General features: G+C 73.2%; 11 protein-coding genes and 2 pseudogenes. 10 read left to right on the top strand and 3 right to left on the bottom strand.

Annotation, left to right across the window (positions count from 1 at the left end):
* Window positions 1-208: 208 nt before the first annotated feature.
* On the bottom strand, window positions 209-946 hold the full coding sequence (locus G7075_RS10025; protein ID WP_166121490.1) for a FadR/GntR family transcriptional regulator: 738 nt from the start codon (window positions 944-946) through the stop codon (window positions 209-211).
* Between the two features lie 155 nt (window positions 947-1101).
* Between G7075_RS10025 and G7075_RS10020 the strand changes: the two genes are divergently transcribed.
* From G7075_RS10020 to G7075_RS09975, 10 genes and pseudogenes are all read left to right on the top strand, one after another.
* A complete protein-coding gene (locus tag G7075_RS10020) occupies window positions 1102-1626 on the top strand; it encodes a gluconokinase (RefSeq protein ID WP_205860468.1) in 525 nt (174 codons plus the stop codon).
* A pseudogene (locus G7075_RS10015) lies at window positions 1623-3025 on the top strand (GntP family permease). Before G7075_RS10020 ends, G7075_RS10015 begins: the two are co-directional and overlap by 4 nt.
* 73 nt (window positions 3026-3098) lie before the next feature.
* The gene (locus G7075_RS10010; RefSeq protein WP_166121488.1) at window positions 3099-5696 is read left to right on the top strand and encodes a hypothetical protein; all 2598 of its coding nucleotides are present in this window, start codon (window positions 3099-3101) and stop codon (window positions 5694-5696) included.
* A 52-nt stretch (window positions 5697-5748) separates the two neighbouring features.
* A complete protein-coding gene (gene prfB / locus G7075_RS10005) occupies window positions 5749-6867 on the top strand; it encodes a peptide chain release factor 2 (protein WP_166121486.1) in 1119 nt (372 codons plus the stop codon).
* A 3-nt stretch (window positions 6868-6870) separates the two neighbouring features.
* On the top strand, window positions 6871-7389 hold the full coding sequence (locus G7075_RS10000) for a hypothetical protein (RefSeq protein WP_166121484.1): 519 nt from the start codon (window positions 6871-6873) through the stop codon (window positions 7387-7389).
* 131 nt (window positions 7390-7520) lie between these two features.
* On the top strand, window positions 7521-8222 hold the full coding sequence (gene ftsE / locus G7075_RS09995; protein WP_166121482.1) for a cell division ATP-binding protein FtsE: 702 nt from the start codon (window positions 7521-7523) through the stop codon (window positions 8220-8222).
* Between the two features lie 2 nt (window positions 8223-8224).
* Window positions 8225-9130 (top strand): permease-like cell division protein FtsX, encoded by a 906-nt coding sequence (gene ftsX / locus G7075_RS09990; protein WP_166121480.1) that lies wholly within the window; start codon window positions 8225-8227, stop codon window positions 9128-9130.
* Window positions 9131-9244: 114 nt separating this feature from the next.
* Window positions 9245-10579, top strand: a complete 1335-nt coding sequence (locus G7075_RS09985; RefSeq protein ID WP_166121478.1) for a M23 family metallopeptidase — start codon at window positions 9245-9247, stop codon at window positions 10577-10579.
* A gap of 57 nt (window positions 10580-10636) precedes the next feature.
* Window positions 10637-11128: an SsrA-binding protein SmpB gene (gene smpB / locus G7075_RS09980; RefSeq protein ID WP_166121476.1), complete on the top strand. Its 492-nt coding sequence runs from the start codon at window positions 10637-10639 to the stop codon at window positions 11126-11128.
* A gap of 141 nt (window positions 11129-11269) precedes the next feature.
* Window positions 11270-12811, top strand: a pseudogene (locus G7075_RS09975) (DUF2207 domain-containing protein); the annotation flags it as partial.
* 371 nt (window positions 12812-13182) lie between these two features.
* Here the strand turns inward: G7075_RS09975 and G7075_RS09970 are convergent.
* Both G7075_RS09970 and G7075_RS09965 read right to left on the bottom strand, forming a co-directional pair.
* Complete coding sequence (locus tag G7075_RS09970; RefSeq protein ID WP_166121474.1) at window positions 13183-13356, bottom strand: CsbD family protein; 174 nt, start codon at window positions 13354-13356, stop codon at window positions 13183-13185.
* A 144-nt stretch (window positions 13357-13500) separates the two neighbouring features.
* Entirely contained in the window at window positions 13501-16920 is a 3420-nt protein-coding gene (locus G7075_RS09965; RefSeq protein ID WP_166121472.1) for a pyruvate carboxylase, read from the bottom strand.
* Window positions 16921-16952 lie beyond the last annotated feature (32 nt).

Below are 16952 nucleotides of genomic sequence, written 5' to 3'. Positions count from 1 at the left end.
CCCACCGCCCCGGACGCCGGCGCCCCTGCGCGCCTGCCCCTTCGGACCGCGTCGGCACACGAACCCCGCCAGAGGCCACCTCGTGCCGACCGGCCCTGTCCGGGCCGTCGCACGAGAAGAGTGGTGCCGGGGGCGTCCTGATACACGCCCTTGAGAAATCGTCCGGGACTCCCCGGCCGGGCCGCCACGACACCGGCGGGCAGGAGCCTCAGGCGTCGTCGGCGGCCGAGCGCACCGCGGCGCTCGCCTCGTCGATGATCGCCGTCATGGCGGCGGTCGCCGCCACGGCGTCACCGGCCCCGATGGCCTGGGCCACGTCGGAGTGCAGCCGGATGGCGACCTGGCGGGGGCGCGCCGGCATGAGGTCGTGGTGGGTCCGCCCGGCGAGCACCTCGCCGACCACCCCGGCGAGGGCGGCGAGCATCTCGTTGCCGGACGCCTCGAGCATCGTCGCGTGGAAGACCTGGTCGGCGGCGAGGTAGGCCTCGAGGTCGCGGGCGCGAGCCTGCACCTGCATCTCCATGACGGCGGCCGCCATCCGCGCGCACTGCTCGCCGGTGGCGCGTTCGGCGGCCAGACCCGCTGCCACGGGCTCGAACCCGCGCCGCAGCTCGCCGAGTGAGAGCAGCTGCTCTTCGCGACCGGGGCCGTCGAGCCGCCATCGGATGACCCGGGGGTCGAAGACGTTCCACTCGGTGCGCGGGCGCACCATCACCCCCACGCGGCGGCGCGTCTCGACCAGCCCCATCGACGACAGGACCCGGACGGCCTCGCGGACCACCGAGCGGGAGACGCCGAAGCGCTCGTCGAGCCGGTCGATGCGCAGCACCGAGCCGACCGGTGCCGCGCCGGACACGATCTCGGCCCCGAGCACGTCGAGCACGTCGCCGTGCAGCCCCACCCCGGGGGTGCGCGACGGCCCGTCGGCGGGCGGGGTGGAGGTCATGGCCACAGCGTGCCAGACGCCGACGTATCGCGGCACCCCTCCGATGTACTCGGAGTTTCTTGCGCTCTCCTCTTGATAAATCGGACGTAATGCTCCATCCTGATCGACGACCGCCTCTCACCGCCGAGGGCCCGCCGACACAGGAGTCGCGCAGCATGACCACCACCTCACCGCCCCTCGTCGTCGTCATGGGGGTGTCCGGATCCGGGAAGACCACCGTGGGTGCTGCGCTGGCCCAACGTCTCCGGGTGCCGTTCGCCGACGCCGACGACTTCCACCCGCCGGAGAACGTCACGAAGATGGCCGCCGGCGTGCCCCTGACCGACGAGGACCGCGCCCCCTGGCTGCGGACCATCGCCGCCTGGCTCGACGAGCACACGGCCGGCGGGGGAGTGGTCTCCTGCTCGGCCCTGCGGCGACCCTACCGCGACGTCCTGCGCGAGCACGCGACGCACGCCTTCTTCCTCCACCTCCACGGCGACCGCGACGTCATCGCCGCCCGCGTCGAGGGACGCCCCGGCCACTTCATGCCGAGCGCCCTCGTCGACAGCCAGTTCGCCACCCTCGAGCCGCTCGAGCCCGACGAGACCGGCGCCGTCCTCGACGTCAGCGCCCCCGTCGACGAGCTCGTCGAGCAGTCCCTGCACACCCTCGCCCCGAAGGACGGAACCCTCCGATGACCGACCTGTCCAGCCTGTTGTTCCCGGCCCTCGGGGCCGCCGACGAGGCCGCCGCCGCGATCCCGGCGAGCCGCCTGGTGCCGGCGGCCCTGCTCGGCATCGCCGTCATCGTCGTGCTCATCACGAAGTTCAAGATCCACCCGTTCCTCGGCCTGACCCTCGGCTCCCTGACCGTCGGCGCCGTCGCCGGGGTGCAGATGGCCGACGTCGTCGACTCGTTCACCAAGGGCTTCGGCTCGACCGCCGCGGGCGTCGGCACGCTGATCGCCCTTGGTGCGATGTTCGGCAAGCTGCTCGCCGACTCCGGGGCGCCGACGAGATCGTCGACACCCTCATCGGACGCTCCTCCCCGCGGACGCTGCCGTGGGCGATGGCCGGCGTCGGCGCGCTCATCGGCCTGCCGATGTTCTTCGAGATCGGCCTCGTCCTCCTGATGCCGGTGATCTTCCTCGTCGCCCGGCGTGCCCAGGTCTCCATCGTCAAGGTCGGCATCCCGGCGCTCGCAGGCCTCTCGGCGATGCACGGTCTCGTGCCGCCGCACCCCGGCCCGCTCGTGGCCATCGACGCGCTCAAGGCCAACCTCGGCATCACCCTCGGCCTCGGCGTCCTCGTGGCCCTCCCGACCATCGCCGTCGCCGGCCCGCTGTTCGCCAAGGTCGCCGGCCGCTGGGTCGACGTCCCCGCGCCGCACATGTTCGACACCGACGAGGACCAGCGCGAGTCCCGTTCGCGCCGACCGTCGTTCGGCACCACCCTGTTCGCCGTCCTCACCCCCGTCGTCCTGATGATGGGCAAGGCGCTCGCCGACATCTTCGCCGCCGAGGACACCCCCGTCCGGACCGTGCTCGACTTCATCGGGACGCCGGTCATCGCCCTGCTCATCGCCGTCTTCGTCGGGATGGCCACCCTCGGCCGCGGCGCCGGCATGGGCATGAAGGAGATGGGCAAGAGCCTGGAGTCCTCCCTCCCGCCGATCGCCGGCATCCTGCTCATCGTCGCCGCCGGCGGTGGCTTCAAGCAGACCCTCGTCGACACCGGCATCGGCGAGCTCGTCGCCGACTGGGTGCGCACGAGCGGCATCTCGGTGCTGCTGCTGGCCTGGGTCGTCGCCGTCCTCATCCGGCTCGCGACCGGCTCGGCCACGGTGGCCACCGTCACCGCCTCGGGCATCCTCGCCCCGATCGCCGCCGGTCTGCCGGCCGCCGAGGTCTCGCTGCTCGTCCTCGCCATCGGTGCCGGCTCGGTGTTCTTCAGCCACGTCAACGACGCCGGCTTCTGGCTCGTCAAGGAGTACTTCGGCCTGAGCGTCGGCCAGACCATCAAGTCGTGGTCGGCGATGGAGACCCTGCTGTCGGTGACCGGCCTGGTCGTCGTGCTGCTCGTCGGTCTCGTCGTCTAGCGGACGAACGCGCTGGTGAGGGGCCCGGTCGGACTATGGACCGGGCCCCTCGCCGCACTCGATACTCGGGCCCATGGGTTGGGGGGTCGAGCACCGGCTGGCGGCGGCAGTGGCGTGTGCGGCGCTGCTCACCCTCTCCGCGCCGGTCGCCGCCACAGGCGCAGTCCCGACCGCCGATCCTGCCGGCTGCGCCGTCGTCGCCGCCCTCGTGGCCACCGGCGACCTGGACGACGCGACGACCATCGCGGCGGCGCTGGACGGAGGGAAGGGTCCTTCCCCCGAGGTCGACGCAGATCGCGCCTGCCCGGAGGCGATCGCGCAGAGCCGGACCCGGCGCGAGGCGGCGAGCAACCTCGTGGCCCGCGCCAAGACGACCGCCGACCCGACGACCAAGGCGTTGCTGGCGTCGGCCGCCCACACCCTCGACGGCGACAACGCCGAGGCCACCGCGCTCGTGGGGACGGCGAAGACCCCGGCGCAACCGACACTCTGCGCCGCCGCCGAACGGGCCACCGCTCGCGGCGAGTTCGCCCGGGCGCAGGCGGTGTACGACGCCCTCGAGGACGTCGAGGCAGCGAAGAAGTGCCGGGAACAGGGCCTCGTCGCGCTCACGGAGGCCGAGCAGGCCGACCCGGCCACCGTCGTCACCGACAGCGTCGGCAAGGACCTGCTGCCGACCCTGCTGCTGCTCGCGCTCTCGTTCGCGGTCGGCGCCTGGGTCTCGGTCTGGCTTCGCTGGCGGGTCCGGATGCGCCGCACCTCCCTGGCCCTCGCGGCCACGGCCGTGCTGCTCGGCGCCGTCGCGCTCGTCGTGCTCCGCTCGAGCCCCCGCACCACCCATCGGCTGGGGGAGTGGTGGGACGCCGTGACGCCCTGGGACGGCGGATGGCCCACCCGCGGAACGGCGACGGTCCTGGCCCTCGTCCTCACCTGCGCCCTCGCTGCCCTGCTCGGATGGGTCGCCGCCAACGTCCAGCGCGACCGGATGCCCGTGACCATCGAGGTCACGGGCACGTCGACCGAGGGTTTCGCGGCGCGCGTCGTCGACGAGATCGGAGTGCTCGGCGCCGACCGGTCGGCGGGCGCTTTCGTGCCGCAGGGGACCGACGTCGCGAACAGCGGTCTGACCGCGGCACTCTCCGCGGCCACCTCGAACGCCCTCGCGAAGCTCGTGCTGACGGTGTGGAACCTCGTCCGGCTCCGCGTCTCCGACACCGTGCGCGTCGTCCTCACCGGCGAGAAGGGCAAGCCGGTCTCCGCCGTCGTCGCCCTCTGGTCCGGGCAGCGCGTGGCGAGGACCCGCGCCGTCGACGGGCACGTCTTCTGCCTCGACGCGACGACCCCCACCGCGGACGAGCTGGCGAGCAGCGCCCGCGACGTGGCCACGGCCGTCGCCGCCGTCGTCCTCGTCGAGCGGGTCACGTCCCGGGAAGCTGCGAAGGCCCGTCTCTACGGGGCGAGCGACCCGATGTCGCTCGCCCTCTGCGTCGTCGCCGCTCGCCGGCTCGAGGACGAGGAGATCGCCGCGGCCCGCGAGCTGTACGAGGCCGCCATCGATCTCGACCGCGGCAACCTCACGGCGCAGCACGGCGCCGCGGCCGCGCGCCTGCGGAGCTATCCCGGCCCGCGCGAGGCGGCGCAGCTCATCCGCGTCCTCGACCGGCTCGACGCGAAGCTCAAGACGCTGGACCACGCGCCCGACCGGGGCGATGGATCCCTGCTGCCGGTCGACCCTGACGTCAGCCGACTCCCCGAGCCCCGGAAGAGGAAGACCCCGCCGTCACCGCTGCGGTGGCGGCTCTGGTGGTTGCGTGCGGCAGCCCGGGCCAACCTCCAGCTGGCCGGGGACGGCACGCCGACCTGGGCCGGTCTGACCACCCCCTCCGCCCGGCGCGCCTTCCGTGCGGTGGACGCCGACCTCAAGCGGCTGGAGGGGCTGGCTCGTCGGGACGTCCGTGAGGCAGACCTGGCCCTCGCACGGCACCTCGTGGCCAACGCGCGCACCGCCCGTCGGGGCCTTCGCCTGCTCGCCGGGAACGGCCGGCCGCCTCTCGTGGCCTCCGACGTCGTCGTCGCGGACCGAGCCGTCCAGTTCACCGCGGCCTGCGGCCTGGCCGTCGAGCACGCCGCGGCCGCCGCCGACCCACGACAGGTGCAGGCCGCGGAGCACCTGGCCACTGCCTGCGTCGACCTCGTCCGGGCAGCGGGTGGTCGGGCGTCCTGGCGCGCCACCCTGCTCGACGACCCGTTCCTCGAGCTCGTCGCCGACACCGACCCCCTCGCCACCCTGCGCGCGGAGTGGAGGCCCGCCACGAAGTACGACGGCGTCGCCTGCTTCGGGAAGGTCACGGCCGTCGTCGCGGCCGCCTACCCGGAGCCCGCCGACCTCGCCACGGCGCTCGCCGACCCCGTCCGGGCGACGGCCCTCGCGCGCCGGACCCGCGTGGCCCACCCGCCCCTGCACGAGTGGGCAGGAGCCGCCGCCTGGCTGGCCCGCGAGCAGAAGGCAGCGGTCATCACCCTCTACCAGGCGGCCGGACTCCCCGACGCGGCAGCGGCTCGCGCCCTGACGAAGCGGGCGGTCAAGGCCAGGCTCCGGGGGGCCATGTCGCTCGTCGGCGCCACCGAGCTGCCCGACAAGGCCACGCGCGCCGCGATGCGCCGGGCCTGAGGGCACCCGGGGCTGACGCCGGCCGCCCGCCGCTCCCGTAGGCTTGCCCCTCGTGGCCACCGACTTCACCCAGGAGATCAAGGACCTGCGCAGCACGATGGCGTCGGTCCGGGAGGTCACCGACCTCGCCAAGCTCGAGCAGCAGATCGCCGAGCTCGAGGAGCAGGCCGCCGACCCCGCCCTCTGGGACGACCAGGAGCGCGCCCAGCAGGTGACCTCCGGGCTCTCGCGCGCCAAGGCCGAGCACGACCGCGTCACCGGCATGGACACGCGCATCGACGACCTCGAGGCCCTCGTCGAGATGGGCCAGGAGGAGAACGACGCCGAAACCCTCGCCGAGGCCGAGAAGGAGCTCGTCACCGTGCGCAAGGCCGTCGGCGAGCTCGAGGTCCGCACCCTGCTCGCCGGCGAGTACGACGAGCGCGCCGCCGTCGTCACCATCCGCGCCGGCGCCGGGGGCGTCGACGCCGCCGACTTCGCCGAGATGCTCATGCGGATGTACCTGCGCTGGGCCGAGCGGCACGGCTACCCCGTCAAGGTCCTCGACACCTCCTACGCCGAGGAAGCGGGCCTGAAGTCGGCCACCTTCGAGGTCGACGTGCCCTACGCCTACGGCAACCTCAGCGTCGAGGGCGGCACGCACCGCCTCGTGCGGATCAGCCCGTTCGACAACCAGGGCCGCCGCCAGACCAGCTTCGCCGCCGTCGAGGTCGTCCCGCTCATCGAGCAGACCGACACCATCGAGATCCCCGAGAACGACCTGAAGATCGACGTCTTCCGCTCGAGCGGGCCCGGCGGCCAGTCGGTCAACACCACCGACTCCGCCGTCCGGATGACCCACCTCCCCACCGGCACCGTCGTCTCGATGCAGAACGAGAAGAGCCAGATCCAGAACCGCGCCGCGGCCCTGCGCGTCATGCAGTCGCGCCTGCTGCTCCTCAAGAAGGCCGAGGAGGCCGCCGAGCGCAAGGAGCTCGCCGGCGACGTCAAGGCCAGCTGGGGCGAGCAGATGCGTTCGTACGTCCTGCACCCGTACCAGATGGTCAAGGACCTGCGCACGAACTTCGAGGTCGGCAACACCTCGGGCGTCTTCGACGGCGACATCGACGGCTTCATCGAGGCCGGCATCCGCTGGCAGATCGCCCAGGGCAAGGCCGCCGCCGAGGGCTGAGCGATGACCGCCGAGCCGACCCCGGCCCCCGAGCCGACCCCGGCCCCCGGACCCGCCACCTGGTCCGCGTGGGAGGACGCCCTCGTCGCGGCCGTGCGCGCCCTGCCCGAGGAGGGCTCGCTCGTCGTCGCGGCGCCCCCCGCCCACGCGCGCCGGGCCCGGCCCGCGGGTGCCGGACGTCTCACCCGCCTGCTCGGCGGCGCCCGCAAGCGACCGCTCGTGCCCTCGGCCCGGCTCGTGCGCGTCGAGGACCACCTGCGCGGCCACTGGGTCGGCGCCGAGCGCTTGGGGGGCCGCTTCCCCTGGACCCGCGAGGAGATCGACGCCGTCCTCGCGGCCGGCTGGCACGCCCCGAGCGCCGGCGACGGCGAGGACTTCGTCCGCTTCTGGCCCGACGACGTGCCGCAGGGCCCGTTCCTCCCGGAGGCCGACGCGCGCGTCGCGGCCCGGGCCCTCGGCGCGACCTTCCGCGACGTCCTCGGGGTCACCGACGACGACCTGCCGGTGCTGCGCACCCCCTGACGCGCAGGCCCGGGCGAGCGGAAACGCCGACGTCCGGGCGCTCACCGGGATCGGCCCCGTGCCGACCTATCCTCGATGCTGCCGCGTGTCACGCGGTCCCTGCTCCCGAGCCGTGAGGCCAGCCCCACCGCATGATCCGCTTCGAGAACGTCACGAAGGTCTACCCGAGGTCGAGCCGCCCGGCCGTCGACGACATCTCCGTCGACATCGACCGCGGCGAGTTCGTCTTCGTCGTCGGCCCCTCCGGCTCCGGGAAGTCCACGATGCTGCGCCTCGCCCTGCGCGAGGAGGCCGCGACGACGGGGCTGGTCCTCGTCGCCGGCCACGACCTCAACGCGATGCCCATGCGCCAGGTGCCGCGGCTGCGGCGCGAGATGGGCGCGGTGTTCCAGGACTTCCGGCTGCTGCCGAACAAGACCGTCCACGAGAACGTCGCCTACGCCCTGCAGGTCATCGGCAAGCCGCGTCACGCCATCCGCCAGCTCGTCCCCGAGACCCTCGAGATGGTCGGGCTCGCCGGCAAGGAGAAGCGCTTCCCGCACCAGCTCTCCGGCGGTGAGCAGCAGCGCGTGGCCATCGCCCGGGCCGTCGTCAACCGGCCGCAGATCCTCCTGTGTGACGAGCCCACCGGCAACCTCGACCAGAAGATCAGCCTCGAGATCGTCCGCCTCCTCGACCGGATCAACCGCACGGGGACGACCATCGTCATGGCCACCCACGACCACGACATCGTCAACGACCTGCGCCGCCGGGTCATCCAGCTCGACGACGGGAAGCTCGTGCGCGACGAGCAGGACGCCTCGTACCACCAGCGAGCGGGCGAGGGGGTCTGACGATGCAGGCACGCTTCCTCGCCTCCGAGGTCGGCTCCGGCCTCCGGCGCAACGTCTCGATGGCCATCTCGGTCGTCCTCGTGACGATGGTCTCGATGTTCCTCCTCGGCCTCGGGCTGCTCGCCCAGCGCCAGGCCGACACGATGAAGGGCTACTGGTACGACCGGATCCAGGTCTCGATCTACCTCTGCACCGCCGACTCGCTGCAGCCCAACTGCGAGAACAAGGCGGTCACCGACGCGCAGAAGGCCGCGCTGCAGTCCCAGCTCGAGGCTCTGCCGGAGGTCAAGCGGGTCTTCTACGAGTCCGAGCAGGAGGCCTACGACCGGTTCAAGCAGCAGTTCCGCAACAGCCCGATCGCCGGGAACGTCCAGGTCGGTGACATCCCGCAGAGCCTGCGGGTCCAGCTCGACGACCCGACGAAGTACGCCGTCGTCACGAGCCAGTTCGAGGACGCGCCCGGCGTCGCCACCGTGCAGGACCAGGAGAAGGTCCTCTCGAAGTTCTTCACGATCATCAACTGGATCACCGTCTTCGCGGTCTTCCTCGCCGCGCTCATGGCCTCGTGCGCGGCGCTGCTCATGGCCACGACGATCCGGCAGGCGGCGTTCATCAGACGCCGCGAGATCGGCATCATGCGCCTCGTCGGTGCCTCGAACTGGACGATCCGGATGCCGTTCGTCTCCGAGATGGTCATCGTCTCGGCCACCGGTGTCGCGCTGGCCGTCGGGCTGCTCGTCGGCTTGACGAAGTACGTCTTCACCGAGGGCGCCAGCCAGATCGCGCTCTCCCAGGCCTTCATCGGGGTCTCGGACGTCTGGCTGCTGGCGCCGTGGATGCTCGGCGGCGTCGTGCTCATCGCCGTCGGCACGAGCCTCGTGACCCTCCGCCGCTACCTGCGCGTCTGACCTGCGGCGCCGCTTCGGCGCTGAGAGACTCCTGATGCACGTGGTCACCCGTGTGGCTGGTTTTCCGCCCGTCGGGTGGGCAAACCGCTGTGGTTCGTGTTACCAATGGTGATCATGGGACGACCTGACCGCGCGCGCGCCGCTGCCCCCCGACGCGCGATGGGGGCCCTGGCGGCCCTCCTGTGCGCCGTCGTCACCGTCACCCTCGCCGCGCCGTCGGCCCCCGCGGCCACCGACCCGGGCGACCGCAAGCGCACCGTCGACCGCAAGATCGACAACCTCAAGGACCACCTCGAGGACACGAGCGCGGCCCTGAGCAAGGCCTACTCGAGCCTCAAGGACACCCAGGACAAGCTGCCCGCCGCGCGCGACGCGCTCGACAAGGCCCGGCAGGCCGCGGTGGCCGCCGACCAGGCCGAGGCCGAGGCCACCCAGCAGCTCGAGGTGGCCAAGGCCAACGAGAGCAAGGCCCAGGGCGACCTCGAGAAGGCCACCGACGAGGTCGCCGCGGGTCGCAAGCGGCTGGCCCAGTTCGCCGCGCAGATCTACCAGCAGCAGGGCTTCGGCCAGCTCGACGTCGCGCTCTCGAGCACCGAGCCGCAGGACTTCGCCGACCGGCTCGCGATGGTCGACACCGTCCTCGACGTGCAGAACCGCACGATGGAGCGGCTCTCGACCGAGCAGGCCGGCCTCACCGCGCTCGAGGACCACCTCTCGGCGCTGCGCGTCGACTCCGACCGCAAGCAGAAGGCCGCCGCCGCCGCCCTGAAGCGGGCCCAGGCCGCCCGCCAGGCCGCCGTCCAGGCCCAGGCCGACCTCGAGGCGCTCGCCGCCACGCAGACCAAGGCCGCGAAGGGCTACGAGGACCAGCTCGCCGCCGACAAGAAGCAGCTGGCCTCGATGCAGGCCGAGGCCGCCCGCCTCCAGAAGATCCTCGCGGCCCGCGCCGCGGCCGCCCGGGCCAAGGCCGCGGCCGAGGCCAAGAAGCACCCGCACAACGGCGGTGGCGGAGGCGGTGGCGGTGGTGGCACGTCCAACGGTGCCGGCGTCCTCAGCCGACCGGTCCGCACCGGCTGGGTCAGCTCCGAGTTCGGCATGCGCTTCCACCCGATCTACCACTACTGGAAGCTGCACTCCGGGCGCGACTACGCCGTCAACTGCGGCACGCCCGTCTACGCGGCGGCCGGCGGCACGGTCATCTCGGCCGGCTGGGGCGGCGGCTACGGCAACCGCGTCGTCATCGACCACGGCCTCGAGCGGGGGGTCGGGCTGGCGAGCACGTACAACCACCTCTCCCGGATCGTCGTCGGGGGCGGGCACGTCAGCCGCGGCCAGCTCATCGCCTACAGCGGCACCACCGGCACCTCCACCGGCTGCCACCTGCACTTCGAGACCCTCGAGAACGGCAACTTCGTCAACCCGCGGAAGTGGCTCAACACCCTGTCCTGACGCGGTCACCGGGAATCCCCGGCGCGCCCACCGGGACCGGACGGTAACCTCCCTGTCGTGGCCAAGGACAGCGGGCGGGACCCGGGGAAGAAGCTCGTGGCGAGCAACCGCAAGGCGCGCCACGACTACCTCGTCGAGGACACCTACGAGGCCGGACTCGTGCTCATGGGCACCGAGGTCAAGGCCCTGCGGATGGGCCGGGCCTCCCTCGTCGACGGCTGGGCCGGCTTCGACCGCGACGACGAGCTGTGGCTCGAGGGCGTCCACATCCCCGAGTACGTCAGCGGCACGTGGACCAACCACACCCCCCGGCGCCGGCGCAAGCTACTGCTGCACCGCCGCGAGCTCGACAAGATCGCCCAGGCGACGCGCGAGTCGGGCTACTCGGTCGTGCCGCTGAGCCTGTACTTCCTCGACGGCCGGGCCAAGGTCGAGATCGCCGTCGTCAAGGGCAAGAAGGCCTACGACAAGCGCCAGGCCCTGCGCGAGCGCCAGGACAACCGGGAGGCCGACCGGGCCATCGCGGCCCGGCGCCGCGGCGAGGACTGACCCCGTGGCTCGTGGCGGGCGGCGGCTGGCCGCCGCCGTCCTCGTGGTCCTGGGCCTGCTCGTCGCCTCGGTGCTGCCCGCCTGGGCGCTGCCGTCCGAGACGCTCCCGGCCGGGCCGTCAGCGGGCGAGCGGGTCGGCGCGTGGGGCGGGTCGGTGGCCACCTCGCTGGTCGCCGAGGAGCAGGCCGACAGCCTGCACACGAGCATCGAGGCGCAGCCCGACGGCTCGGTGCTCGTCACCGAGGACATCACCTGGCGCTTCCCGACGGCGAGGACCGGCACGGCATCTACCGCCTGGTCCGGGTGCGGGCGGGGTACGAGGACAGCGACACGCAGTACCGGTACTACGAGCTCTCGGGCATCGAGGTCTCCTCGCCGTCGGGGGCGCCGACCGACATCACCGTCGAGGACTACGGCGCCGACCGCCGCATCCGCATCGGCAGCCCCTCCGAGACCGTTCGCGGCACCGCGCGGTACGTCGTGCGCTACCGGCTGGCCCACCTCGTCAACGACATCGGTGACGGCACGGCCGAGGTCTACTACGACGTGGTCAGCACCGCGAACGGGTTCCCGCAGAGGGACGTCCGCGCCGAGGTGAGCGGCCCGGCCGCCGTCACCAAGGCCGCCTGCTTCTCCGGCCCGTACGGCTCGACCACGGCCTGCCCGGCGACCGCCGGCCCCACCGCGACCTACGAGGTCCCCGACCTCGCGGCCGAGGAGGGCGCGTCGGTCGTCGCCTCCTTCCCCCGTGACGCGTTCGGCGACCTCACCCCCGACCTGCGCGAGGGCGACGTCGCGAGCGAGGGCGGCAGCGCCGTCAGCCCGGGCGCCAGCCGCACGCTGGGGGCCCTGACCATCGGCACGGGGCTGCTCGTGCCGCTCGCGGCCGGGTCGCTCATGGGGCTGCTCGTCTGGAGCCGCGGCCGCGACGAGCAGTACGCCGGACTGACGCCCGGCCTCTCCCCGGGGCTCGGCGAGCAGGCCGTGGTCGTCACCGGCGGTCCGACCCCGACGGTCGCGGTGCAGTTCACGCCACCCGCGGGGGTCCAGCCGGGGCTGGTCGGCACGATCATCGACGAGGAGGCCGGGCTCGTCGACGTCACGGCGACGATCATCGACCTCGCGGTGCGCGGGCATCTCACCCTGGCCCGCCAGGACCTCGCGCTGCGCAGCGACGACTGGGTGCTCACCCGCACCGCCCCTCCGGCCGGCGCCACCCCGCTCGCGCCCTACGAGCAGCTGCTCCTCGACGCGCTGTTCGCGGGCTCCGGCACCACCGCCCTGTCCTCGCTGAAGAACCGGTTCAAGCCCACCCTCGAGGCCGTCCAGCGGCTCATGTACGAGGAGGTCGTCGAGCGGCGCTGGTTCCGGCGCAGCCCGGAGGCCCAGCGCTCCGGGTGGGTCACCCTCGGCACCGCCCTCGTCGGCCTCGGCGCCGTCACGGTCTTCTTCCTCTCCGGTCCGGCGTCGGCGCTGTTCGCCGACTCCGGCTACCCGGTCAACCCGCTGTGGGTGCTGGGCGGCGGGCTCGGCGTCGCCGGCCTCGTCACCCGGTCGCTGGGCCGGCGGATGGCGGCGCGCACCGCGGAGGGCTCGGCGGTGCTGGCGCAGTCACGCGGCTTCGAGCGCTACCTCGCGACGGCCGAGGCCGGCCAGATCCGGTGGGAGGAGGCGCAGGACGTCTTCAGCCGGTTCCTCCCGTACGCCATCGTCTTCGGCCTCGCCGACCGCTGGGCCTCGGTCTTCGAGGAGGTGGCGTCGGCGGCCGCGGCGGCCGGGCACGTCATCACCCCGCCGCTCTGGTACGCCGGGTCGTGGGGCGACGGCGGCTTCCACGACGTCGCCTCGAGCATGGACTCGTTCTCCACCGTGGCCGCCGGCACCTTCGTCTCGACGCCGGGCTCGTCCGGCTCCTCGGGCTTCAGCGGGGGCGGGGGATTCTCCGGGGCGGTGGGGGAGGGTCCTCCGGCGGCAGCTGGTGAGCACGACGGACGGGCCGCCCCCTGGTGGGGGCGGCCCGTCGTGGTTCCCCGACGGAGCCGGGTGGTCCGGGGTCAGTGCTTGAAGGCGTCCTTGACGTTCTCGCCGGCCTGCTTGAGGTCGGACGTGGCCTGCTCGCCCTTGCCCTCGGCCTCGAGGCGCTCGTTGTCGGTCGCCTTGCCGGCGGCCTCCTTGCCCTTGCCCGTCAGGTCGTCCTTGATGTTCTCGATCTTGTCGCCGAGGCCCATGGCGTGCTCCCTTCGCTGGTGACGCGGCGGCCCGGTCGGGGCCCTGCCGCGATGACTCCTCCACCGTAGGCACCCCGTCGGCGCGATGGGCCGTTAGCGACGGAGAACTTTCGACGAACATTCGACGTCGCAGGTGGGACGGGGTCAGTCCGCGGCCTCGGCCTCGCCCGCGGGGGCCGGCGCACCCTGCCCGACGACGAGGACGAGGTCGCCACCCTCGACCTGCTGGTGCCCGACGATGGCCAGCCGCCGGACCGTGCCGCCGGTGGCCGAGGTGATGCTGGCCTCCATCTTCATCGCCTCGATCGTCGCGACGACCCCACCGGGCTCGACGGTGTCGCCCTCCGCGACCGTCGGGGTGACGACCCCGGCGAACGGGGCGGCGACGTGGCCGGGGTCGGACGGGTCGGCCTTCTCGGCGGCCTTGGTCTCGGCCTCGACGGACCGGTCGCGCACCTGGACCGGCCGGAACTGGCCGTTGAGCGTGCACATGACCACCCGCATACCCTGCCGGTCGACCTCGCCGACCGAGCTGATGCCGAGCAGCAGCCGCTTGCCGGCCTCGATCTCCGCCTCGTACTCGACGCCCTGCTCGAGGCCGTGGAGGAACTCGATGGTGCCGAGCACCGACAGGTCGCCGTAGACGTCGCGGGTCTCCTCGAACTCCCTCGTCGGTCCCGGGAAGAGCAGCTGGTTGAGCGTGCGCCGGGTGTCGGTGACGAGGGCGGCCTCCTGCTCGTCGGTGAGCTCGGTGACGCGGGGCTTGGCCTGCCGCCCCTGGAGGGCCTTGGTGCGGAACGGCTCGGGCCATCCGCCGGGCGGGTCGCCGAGCTCGCCGGCGAGGAAGCCCAGCACCGAGTCGGGCACGTCGTAGCGGGTCGGGTTCTGCTCGAAGTCGTCGGGGTCGGCGCCCGCCCCGACGAGCGCGAGCGCGAGGTCGCCGACGACCTTGCTCGACGGCGTGACCTTGACGATGTTGCCGAGGATGCGGTTGGCCGCCGCGTACATGTCCTCGACGTCCTCGAACCGGTCGCCGAGCCCGAGCGCGATGGCCTGCTGGCGCAGGTTGGACAGCTGGCCGCCGGGGATCTCGTGGAAGTACACGCGCCCGGTGGGGGAGGCCAGCCCGGACTCGAACGGACGGTAGATCCGGCGCACGGCCTCCCAGTACGGCTCGAGGGCGAAGACGGCGTCGATGTCGAGGCCGGTCTCGCGGGCGGTGCCGTCGGTGGCGGCGACGAGGGCCGACAGGCTCGGCTGGCTCGTCGTGCCCGACATCGTCGCGGTCGCCGCGTCGACGGCGTCGACCCCGGCGTCGATGGCCGCGAGCAGCGTGCCGACCTGGCCGCCGGCCGTGTCGTGCGTGTGCAGGTGCACCGGCAGGTCGAAGTTCTCGCGCAGCGCGGTGACGAGGCGGTGGGCGGCGGGGGCCCGTAGCAGGCCGGCCATGTCCTTGATGGCCAGCACGTGCGCCCCGGTGTCGACGATCTGCTCGGCGAGGCGCAGGTAGTAGTCGAGCGTGTACAGGGTCTCGCCGGGGTCCATGAGGTTGCCGGTGTAGCAGAGGGCGACCTCGGCGACGGCGGTTCCGGTGTCGAGGACGGCGTCGACGGCGGGCCGCATCTGGGAGACGTCGTTGAGCGAGTCGAAGATGCGGAAGATGTCGAGCCCGGTGCGGGCGGCCTCGTGGACGAAGGCGTCGGTGACCTTCGTCGGGTACGGCGTGTAGCCGACGGTGTTGCGCCCGCGCAGGAGCATCTGGAGCGGGATGTTCGGCATCGCCTCGCGCAGCAGGGCGAGGCGCTCCCAGGGGTCCTCGTGGAGGAAGCGCAGCGCGACGTCGTAGGTCGCGCCGCCCCAGGCCTCCATCGAGAGCAGCTGCGGGGTGGTGCGCGAGACGTGCCCGGCGACGTGGAGCAGGTCGCGGGTGCGCATCCGGGTCGCGAGCAGGCTCTGGTGGGCGTCGCGGAAGGTCGTGTCGGTGACCGGGACGTCGGTGCGCTCGCGCAGCTGCCGGGCGAACTCGGCCGGGCCCACCCGCTGCAGCAGGTCGCGCGTGCCGGGCGGCAGGGGGGCCTCGCGGTCGAGGGCGGGCAGCTTGGTGCGCGGCTTGAGCCGGGTCGTCACCGGGCCGTGCGGCTGGTTGACCGAGACGTCGGCGAGGTACTGGAGCAGCCGGGTGCCGCGGTCGCCGCCCATCCGGGCCTCGAGCAGCTCGGGGCGCTCGTCGATGAAGCTCGTCGTCGCCTCCCCGCGCTGGAACACTGGGTCGGCGAGCACCGCCTCGAGGAACGGGATGTTCGTCGACACCCCGCGGATGCGGAACTCCGCCAACGCCCTTCGCGCACGGCGCACGGCCGTCTCGAAGTCGCTGCCGCGGCAGGTGAGCTTGACGAGCATCGAGTCGAAGTGCGGGCTGACCTGGGCGCCGACGAACACGGTGCCGCCGTCGAGCCGCACGCCACCGCCGCCGGCGGAGCGGTAGACGGTGATCTGGCCGGCGTCCGGGCGGAAGCCGTTCGCGGGGTCCTCGGTGGTGATGCGGCACTGGAGGGCGGCTCCCCGGGTGCGGATGTCCTCCTGGCGCAGGCCGAGGTCCTCGAAGGTCTCGCCGCTCGCGATCCGCATCTGCGACACGACGAGGTCGATGTCGGTGACCTCCTCGGTGACCGTGTGCTCGACCTGGATGCGCGGGTTCATCTCGATGAAGACGTAGCGGCCGTCCTCGCCGAGGAGGAACTCGACGGTGCCGGCGTTGCGGTAGCCGATGGCCTCGGCGAACTGCACGGCGTCCGCGCACATGCGCGCGCGCAGCTCGGGGTCGAGGTCGGGGGCCGGGGCGATCTCGACGACCTTCTGGTGACGCCGCTGCACCGAGCAGTCGCGCTCGAAGAGGTGCAGCACGGTGCCGGTGCCGTCGGCGAGCACCTGGACCTCGATGTGCCGCGGGCGCACGACGGCCTGCTCGAGGTAGAGCGTGGGGTCGCCGAAGGCCGCGTCGGCCTCGCGCTGCGCGGCCTCGAGCGAGTCGCGCAGGGTCGAGGGGTCGTCGACCCGCCGCATCCCGCGCCCGCCACCCCCGGAGACGGCCTTGACGAACACCGGGAAGCCGATGTCGTCGGCCGCGGCGGCGAGGGCGTCGAGGTCGGTGGTGGGCTCCGCTCCCCGCAGGGTCGGCAGCCCGGCCTCACGGGCGGCGGCGATGGCCCGCGCCTTGTTGCCCGCGAGGTGCAGGGCCGAGGCCGGCGGACCGATGAAGGTGATGCCGGCGGCCTCGCAGGCCTCGGCGAGGTCGGGGTTCTCGGAGAGGAAGCCGTAGCCGGGGTAGACCGCGTCGGCGCCGCACTCGACCGCCACGCGCACGATGTTGTCGTGGTCGAGGTAGGCCCGGACCGGGTGGCCGACCTCGCCGATCTCGTAGGACTCGTCGGCCTTGAGCCGGTGCTCGGAGGTGCGGTCCTCGTGCGGGAAGACGGCGACCGTCTTGGCCCCGAGCTCGGTGGCGGCGCGGAACGCCCGGACGGCGATCTCCCCGCGGTTGGCGACGAGGATCTTCTGGAACACGGGGGACCTCCGGGTCGGCGGCGCAGCGGCTT

It is taken from the genome of Phycicoccus sp. HDW14, assembly GCF_011383005.1.
Taxonomy (GTDB): domain Bacteria; phylum Actinomycetota; class Actinomycetes; order Actinomycetales; family Dermatophilaceae; genus Phycicoccus.
Note: the sequence above shows the minus strand (reverse complement) of the source record. Positions and strands in the feature narration are given on the sequence as shown.

Coding starts and splice junctions, on each gene's coding strand:
- G7075_RS10025 (WP_166121490.1), bottom strand. CDS start 946: ATGACCTCCACCCCGCCCGCCGACGGGCCGTCGCGCACCCCCGGGGTG.
- G7075_RS10020 (WP_205860468.1), top strand. CDS start 1,102: ATGACCACCACCTCACCGCCCCTCGTCGTCGTCATGGGGGTGTCCGGA.
- G7075_RS10010 (WP_166121488.1), top strand. CDS start 3,099: ATGGGTTGGGGGGTCGAGCACCGGCTGGCGGCGGCAGTGGCGTGTGCG.
- G7075_RS10000 (WP_166121484.1), top strand. CDS start 6,871: ATGACCGCCGAGCCGACCCCGGCCCCCGAGCCGACCCCGGCCCCCGGA.
- ftsE (WP_166121482.1), top strand. CDS start 7,521: ATGATCCGCTTCGAGAACGTCACGAAGGTCTACCCGAGGTCGAGCCGC.
- ftsX (WP_166121480.1), top strand. CDS start 8,225: ATGCAGGCACGCTTCCTCGCCTCCGAGGTCGGCTCCGGCCTCCGGCGC.
- G7075_RS09985 (WP_166121478.1), top strand. CDS start 9,245: ATGGGACGACCTGACCGCGCGCGCGCCGCTGCCCCCCGACGCGCGATG.
- G7075_RS09970 (WP_166121474.1), bottom strand. CDS start 13,356: ATGGGCCTCGGCGACAAGATCGAGAACATCAAGGACGACCTGACGGGC.